Source organism: Streptomyces prasinopilosus (assembly GCF_001419695.1).
GTDB lineage: Bacteria > Actinomycetota > Actinomycetes > Streptomycetales > Streptomycetaceae > Streptomyces > Streptomyces prasinopilosus.
This window is the reverse complement of sequence record NZ_LIRG01000140.1, coordinates 1-6,605: the sequence shown is the minus strand read 5'-3', so window position 1 is coordinate 6,605 and position 6,605 is coordinate 1. Positions and strand designations below refer to the sequence as shown.

The following is a 6,605-nucleotide window of genomic DNA, read 5'->3' as shown; positions in this document are numbered from 1 at the left end:
CGTCGGTCACCCCGGCCGGCCGCACCTGGCGCAACGACGCGGGCGCCCTCGTCGCCACCACCGGCACCGCCGACCGGGTCTCGGTCACCGACCCCGGCCTGGTCGTCGATCCGCTGAACCCGGACCACTCCCTGATGAACCAGGAGAGCCAGTCCACCGACTCCGCCGGCCGGGGTGACCGACGGGCCGGGGGCGGCGGATCCGCCGAGGGCGGGTCCGGCCACGGCGCCGGGGACGGCTCCGGCCGGCAGGGTGCGTCGTCTCATCTCGGGGCTCCTCGGGTGGGTCCGTGGTCAGGCGAGGTGGAAGACTTCGGTGAGCGGTTTCATCGCCTCGTCCGGACGGGCGCCGTCGGAGGTCTCGAAGAGGGGGGTCATCTCCGCCTGCCAGCGGGCGTTGACGTCGGTGGCCTCCATGGCGGAGCGGGCGGCCTCGAAGTCCGGGGTCTCTAGGTAGCCGACGAGGAGGCCGTCGTCGCGCAGGAAGAGGGAGTAGTTGTGCCAGCCGGTGGCCGAGAGCGCCGCGCACATCTCGGGCCACACGGCGGCGTGGCGTTCGCGGTACTCGGCGATCCGGTCCCGGCGGACCTTGAGCAGGAAACAGACGCGCTGCATGAAGTACCGCTCCTCGGGTGCGGGGTGATCGCGGATCAGAAGTCGAAGTCGTCGATGTTCTTCACGTCGAAGACGGTGGGCTTGCCGAGGTTGATCACGCCGTCCTCGCCGATGGTGTACTCGCCCATCGCGCCGGCCTCGAAGGTCTCGCCCTCCTTGCCGGTGATCTGGCCGGAGGCCAGGGCGACGGCGGTGCGGGCGGCGAGTTCGCCGAGCTTGGCCGGGTCCCACAGCTCGAACGCCTCGACGGTGCCGTTCTTGACGTACTTGCGCATGTCGTTGGGTGTGCCGAGACCGGTCAGCTTGACCTTGCCCTTGTACTTGGAGCCGGACAGGTACTGGGCGGCGGCCTTGATGCCGACGGTGGTCGGGGAGATGATCCCCTTGAGGTCCGGGTACTCCTGGAGCAGGCCCTGGGTCTGCTGGAAGGACTGCTGGGCGTCGTCGTTGCCGTAGGCGACCTTGACCAGCTCGATGTCCTTGTACTTGGGGTCCTTCAGCTCGTCCTTCATGAACTCGATCCAGGCGTTCTGGTTCGTCGCGGTCTGCGCGGCGGACAGGATCGCGATCTCGCCCCGGTAGCCGATCTGTTCGGCGAGCAGCTGGACCTCGGTGCGGCCGAGGTCCTCGCCGCTGGCCTGCGAGACGAAGGCGTTGCGGCAGTCGGCGGTGGTGTCGGAGTCGTAGGTGACGACCTTGATGCCGTTCTTCATGGCCTGCTTGAGGGCGGTGCACAGCGCGCCGGGGTCCTGCGCGGAGACGGCCATGGCGTCGACCTGCTGCTGGGTGAGCGTGTTGACGTAGGAGACCTGGCCGGCGGTGTCGGTGGCGCTGGAGGGGCCGACCTCCTTGTAGGTGGAACCCAGTTCCTCGACGGCCTTCTCGCCGCCCTTGTCGGCGGTGGTGAAGTAGGGGTTGTTGACCTGCTTGGGCAGGAAGCCGACGGTCAGGCCCTTCTTGACGGGCGCGTTCGGGTCGGCCTTGCCGGCCGTGGCGGCCCGGCCGCCGCCCTCGTTCTTGACGTCGTCCTTGGTGGTGCCGCCACAGGCGGTGGCGGCCAGGGCGAGGGAGGTGACGGCGGCGAGGGCCGCACAGGCCCGGCGGAGGGAGGACGTGCGCATGGTGGATTCCTTACGGGCGAGAAGGACGGGTGACGCGGACGGGCGAGGAGGATTCACGGGACCGGGTCGGATGCCTCGGGCACCGGTGGCGGTGCGGCGGGCACCGGTGGCGGTGCGGCCCGGCGTGCGGCGGAGACCTGCCGTGCGACGCGCGGGCCGAGCACGGAGACGACGAGCAGGACGCCGGTGACGACGATCTGCGACTGGGCGGAGACGTTGACGAGGCTCATGACGTTCTGCAGCGCGCCGAGCAGGAAGACGCCCGCGATCGCGCCGCCGAGGGTGCCCTTGCCGCCGTCGAAGTCGATGCCGCCGAGCAGCACGGCGGCGACGACGGAGAGTTCGAGGCCGGTGGCGTTGTCGTAGCGGGCGCTGGCGTAGTGCAGGGCCCAGAACACTCCGGTGAGGGAGGCCGTCAGGCCGGTCAGTGTGAACAGGATCAGCTTCTGCCGCCTGACGCGGATGCCGGCGAAGCGGGCGGCCTCCTCGCCGGCCCCGACGGCGAACAGCGACCGCCCGAAGGGGGTGGCGTGCAGGGCGACGACGGCGATCGCGAGCAGGACCAGGAACGGCAGGAGCGCGTACGGGACGAAGGTGTCGCCGATGCGTCCGGCGGCGAAGTCCAGGTACCGCGCGGGGAAGTCGGTCACCGCGTCGGCGCCGAGCACGATCTGTGCGATGCCCCGGTAGGCGGCGAGGGTGCCGATGGTGACGGCGAGGGAGGGCAGTCCCAGCCGGGTGACGAGCAGGCCGTTGACCAGGCCGCAGACCACGCCGATGAGCAGGCAGACGGGGATGATCGTCTCGATGGTCATGCCCTGGTTCCACAGGGCGCCCATGACCGCGCCGGACAGGCCGGCGGTGGAGGCGACGGAGAGGTCGATCTCGCCGGAGACCACGAGCATCGTCATGGGCAGGGCGATCAGCGCGATCGGCAGGGTGTTGCCGATCAGGAAGGACAGGTTGAGCGCGTTGCCGAAGCCGTCGACGGTGGTGAAGGACAGCAGCAGGACGACGACGAGCAGGGCGCCCACGACCGTGTCCCACCGCACGGAGGGGGACCGGCGGACGGCGCGCGCGAGAGCGGGGTCAGCCATGGCGGGCGTTCCTCTTCTTCAGGGCGGCGGCCACGCGCAGGGCGACGATCCGGTCGACCGCGATGGCGAGGATGAGCAGGGTGCCGTTGATGGCGAGCACCCACACGGAGCTGACGCCGAGGGCGGGCAGGACGCTGTTGACGGAGGTCAGCAGCAGCGCGCCGAGGGCGGCGCCGTGGACGCTGCCGGAGCCGCCGGTGAAGACCACGCCGCCGACCACGACGGCGCTGACGACGGTGAGTTCGTAGCCGGTGCCGGTGCCGGAGTCGACGTTGCCGAACCGGGCCAGGTACAGGGCGCCCGCGAGGCCCGCCAGGGCGCCGCAGAAGGTGTAGGCGGCGAGGATCCGCTTGCGTACGGGGATGCCGGCGAGCCGGGCGGCCTCGGGGTTGGAGCCGAGTGCGTACAGCTCGCGTCCGCTGCCGAAGTGCTTCATGTAGTACGCCGTGGCCACGAGGACCGCGATCGCGATCAGGGCCAGGTGGGGCACGGCGGAGATGCCGCCGGAGCCGAAGTCGACGAATCCGGCGGGGAGGTCGGCGGCGGTGATCTGGCGGGAGCCGACCCAGATGGAGTCGATGCCGCGGATGATGTAGAGGGTGCCGAGGGTGACGACGAGCGCGGGCACCTGGCCGAGGCTGACGAGCAGTCCGTTGAGGAGTCCGAAGCCGGTGCCGAGCAGCACCGCCAGCGCGACGGCGACGACCGGGTTCCCGCCGCCCTGGAGGTGGATCCCGGCGGCGAAGGCGCAGATGCCGAGCGTGGAGCCGACGGACAGGTCGACGTTGCGGGTGATGACGACCAGGGCCTGGCCGGTGGCGACCAGGACCAGGATGGTCGCGTTCAGCAGCAGGTCCTTGATGCCCTGCTCGGACAGGAACTCGCTGTTGCCGGCCTGGGTGACGGCGATCATGACCAGGAAGACCAGCAGGATGGCGAGTTCGCGCACCTTGAACACGCGGTCGACCAGGCGGGTGCCGCTGGACTTCGCCACCTCGGCGACGGGGGTGGGGTCGGGGCTGACGACCGTCATGCGGCCCTCCCCGTGGCTGCGGCCATCACGGTTTCCTCGGTGGCTTCGGTGCGGGGGATCTCGGCGGTGATCCGGCCCTCGTGCATCACCAGCACGCGGTCGGCCATGCCGAGGATCTCGGGCAGGTCGGAGGAGATCATCAGCACGGCGACACCGTCGGCGGCGAGCCGGGAGAGCAGCCGGTGCACCTCGGCCTTGGTGCCGACGTCGATGCCGCGGGTCGGCTCGTCCACGATCAGCACCTTGGGGTTGGTGGCGAGCCACTTGGCGAGGACGACCTTCTGCTGGTTGCCGCCCGAGAGCGTGCTGACGGTGTCGGCGATCCGGGCGTACTTGACGTGCAGCTTGGCCGCCCAGTCCAGGGAGCGGCTGCGTTCGGCGCCCCGGTCCATCAGGCCGGCGCGGACGGTCGTGCGCAGTCCGGTCAGGCCGATGTTGCGCTCGATGGACATGTTCATCACCAGCCCTTGGGCGCGGCGGTCCTCGGGGACCAGGGCGAGGCCGGCGGCCATGGCGGTGGAGGGGGCGCCGTTGGTGAGCGCGCGTCCGTCGACCTCGACCTCGCCGGCGTCCCGGCGGTCGATGCCGAACACGGCGCGGGCCACCTCGGTGCGCCCGGCGCCCACGAGCCCGGCGAGGCCGACGATCTCCCCGCGGCGCACGTCGAAGGAGACGTCGGTGAAGACGCCCTCGCGGGTCAGCCGGCGCACGCTCAGGGCCACCTCGCCGGGGCGCACCTCCTGCTTGGGGTAGAGCTCCTCGAGGTCGCGGCCGACCATGCGGCGCACCAGGTCGTCCTCGGTCATGCCGTCCAGCGGTTCACTGGCGATCCGGGCGCCGTCGCGCAGGGTGGTGACCCGGCCGCAGATCTCGAAGATCTCCTCCAGGCGGTGGGAGATGAACAGGACCGCCGCGCCCTGTTCGCGCAGGGTGCGCACGACGCCGAAGAGGCGGGCGACCTCGCTGCCGGTGAGGGCGGCGGTCGGCTCGTCCATGATCAGGACGCGGGCGTCGAAGGAGAGCGCCTTGGCGATCTCGACGATCTGCTGGTCGGCGATGGACAGGCCGCGGGCCGGGCGGTCGGGGTCGAGTCCGACGCCGAGCCGCCGCATCAGGGCGGCGGTCGCGGCGCGGGTGGCCTTGTGGTCGATCCGGCCGAGAGCGCGCCTGGGCTGCCGGCCCATGGAGATGTTCTCGGCGATCGACAGGTCGGGGAAGAGCGTGGGTTCCTGGTAGATCACGGCGATACCGGAGTCGCGGGCGTCGCCGGGTCCGTGGAAGAGGACGGGCGCGCCGTCGAGCAGCACCTGGCCGGCGTCCGGACGGTGCACTCCGGCGAGCGTCTTGATGAGGGTCGACTTGCCGGCTCCGTTCTCGCCGGCGAGGGCGTGCACCTCGCCGGGGAACAGGTCCAGGGAGACGTCCCGCAGGGCGCGGACCGCGCCGAAGGACTTGGAGACGCCCCTCAGTGCGAGAACGGGGGCGGCCGGACCCGTGTCGGACGGGTGGGTCATGGGGGCTCCTCGACGACGTCCGGCGGGGCGGCCCTCGCGGCGTCGTGAAAGGTTTCAACTGGGTTGCCGGGACGTTAGGCGTGCGGCGCATGTCACGTCAATGGGTCCCGGTCGAAAAAGTTTCGACCGCTTCGGATCACGCCCTGGTCACGGAGGGCGGTCTTGACCGGAGGGGTTGACACCCCTCCGGAGGCGCCATAGCTTCCCGTCCTGAATCGTTTCACTGCACGGGTCGACAGGACCCGATGTCACAGGAGCCCTGACGTGACCGAACTCGCCGCGGCGAAGGCCGCTCTCAAGACACAGGCCGTCGAGACGCCGTCGTGGGCGTACGCCAATTCGGGGACCCGTTTCAAGGTGTTCGCGCAGCAGGGTGTGCCCCGCACCCCGCAGGAGAAGCTGGACGACGCGGCCAAGGTGCACGAGTTCACGGGAGTGGCGCCCTCGGTGGCGCTGCACATCCCGTGGGACAGGACCGACGACTACACCGCGCTGGCCGAGCACGCCGAGGACCGCGGTGTGCGGCTCGGCACGATCAACTCCAACACCTTCCAGGACGACGCCTACCGGCTCGGCAGTGTCTGCCATCCGGACGCGGCGGTCCGCCGCAAGGCCGTGGACCATCTCCTGGAGTGCGTCGACATCATGGACGCGACCGGCTCCGCGGACCTGAAGCTGTGGTTCGCCGACGGTACGAACTACCCCGGTCAGGACGACATCCGCGCCCGGCAGGACCGGCTCGCCGAAGCCCTCGCGGAGGTGTACGGGCGGCTCGGCGAGGGGCAGCGGATGCTGCTGGAGTACAAGCTGTTCGAGCCGGCGTTCTACACGACGGACGTCCCGGACTGGGGCACCGCGTACGCGCACTGCCTGAAGCTCGGGCCGCGCGCCCGGGTCGTCGTGGACACGGGCCACCACGCGCCGGGCACCAACATCGAGTTCATCGTCGCGACGCTGCTGCGCGAGGAACGGCTCGGCGGGTTCGACTTCAACTCGCGCTTCTACGCCGACGACGACCTGATGGCGGGTTCCGCCGATCCGTTCCAGCTGTTCCGGATCATGCACGAGGTGGTGCGCGGGGGCGGTTTCACATCCGGGACCGCGTTCATGCTCGACCAGTGCCACAACATCGAGGCGAAGATCCCGGCGATCATCCGGTCGGTGATGAACGTGCAGGAGGCCACCGCGAAGGCGCTGCTCGTCGACGCGGACGCGCTGGCCGCCGC

Annotated in this window: 6 protein-coding genes and 1 pseudogene; 2 read left to right on the top strand and 5 right to left on the bottom strand. The window is 70.7% G+C overall.

Annotated features, from left to right (window positions below; all coding sequences use genetic code 11):
- A pseudogene (locus AOK18_RS31745) lies at window positions 1–173 on the top strand (BNR-4 repeat-containing protein); the annotation flags it as partial.
- A 120-nt stretch (window positions 174–293) separates the two neighbouring features.
- Here the strand turns inward: AOK18_RS31745 and AOK18_RS07410 are convergent.
- The 5 genes from AOK18_RS07410 to AOK18_RS07390 are packed head-to-tail and all read right to left on the bottom strand — an operon-like array spanning window position 294 to window position 5,379.
- On the bottom strand, window positions 294–614 hold the full coding sequence (locus AOK18_RS07410) for an L-rhamnose mutarotase (RefSeq protein WP_055693805.1): 321 nt from the start codon (window positions 612–614) through the stop codon (window positions 294–296).
- 35 nt (window positions 615–649) lie between these two features.
- Window positions 650–1,735, bottom strand: coding sequence for a rhamnose ABC transporter substrate-binding protein (rhaS, locus tag AOK18_RS07405; protein ID WP_055693804.1), 1,086 nt, complete (start codon window positions 1,733–1,735; stop codon window positions 650–652).
- Window positions 1,736–1,788: 53 nt separating this feature from the next.
- Window positions 1,789–2,832: an ABC transporter permease gene (locus AOK18_RS07400; RefSeq protein ID WP_055693803.1), complete on the bottom strand. Its 1,044-nt coding sequence runs from the start codon at window positions 2,830–2,832 to the stop codon at window positions 1,789–1,791.
- Window positions 2,825–3,865: an ABC transporter permease gene (locus AOK18_RS07395; RefSeq protein WP_055693802.1), complete on the bottom strand. Its 1,041-nt coding sequence runs from the start codon at window positions 3,863–3,865 to the stop codon at window positions 2,825–2,827. The genes AOK18_RS07400 and AOK18_RS07395 overlap by 8 nt, the downstream gene beginning before the upstream one ends.
- A complete protein-coding gene (locus tag AOK18_RS07390) occupies window positions 3,862–5,379 on the bottom strand; it encodes a sugar ABC transporter ATP-binding protein (protein ID WP_055693801.1) in 1,518 nt (505 codons plus the stop codon). The genes AOK18_RS07395 and AOK18_RS07390 overlap by 4 nt, the downstream gene beginning before the upstream one ends.
- Before the next feature lie 264 nt (window positions 5,380–5,643).
- Here AOK18_RS07390 and rhaI point away from each other — a divergent pair.
- Window positions 5,644–6,605 (top strand): L-rhamnose isomerase (gene rhaI / locus AOK18_RS07385; RefSeq protein ID WP_055693800.1); only part of this gene is annotated, 962 nt, incomplete at its 3' end.

Bases quoted from the DNA above. Each gene is read 5' to 3' on its own strand.
- rhaS (WP_055693804.1), bottom strand. From the start codon at position 1,735: ATGCGCACGTCCTCCCTCCGCCGGGCCTGTGCGGCCCTCGCCGCCGTC.
- AOK18_RS07400 (WP_055693803.1), bottom strand. From the start codon at position 2,832: ATGGCTGACCCCGCTCTCGCGCGCGCCGTCCGCCGGTCCCCCTCCGTG.
- AOK18_RS07410 (WP_055693805.1), bottom strand. From the start codon at position 614: ATGCAGCGCGTCTGTTTCCTGCTCAAGGTCCGCCGGGACCGGATCGCC.
- AOK18_RS07390 (WP_055693801.1), bottom strand. From the start codon at position 5,379: ATGACCCACCCGTCCGACACGGGTCCGGCCGCCCCCGTTCTCGCACTG.
- AOK18_RS07395 (WP_055693802.1), bottom strand. From the start codon at position 3,865: ATGACGGTCGTCAGCCCCGACCCCACCCCCGTCGCCGAGGTGGCGAAG.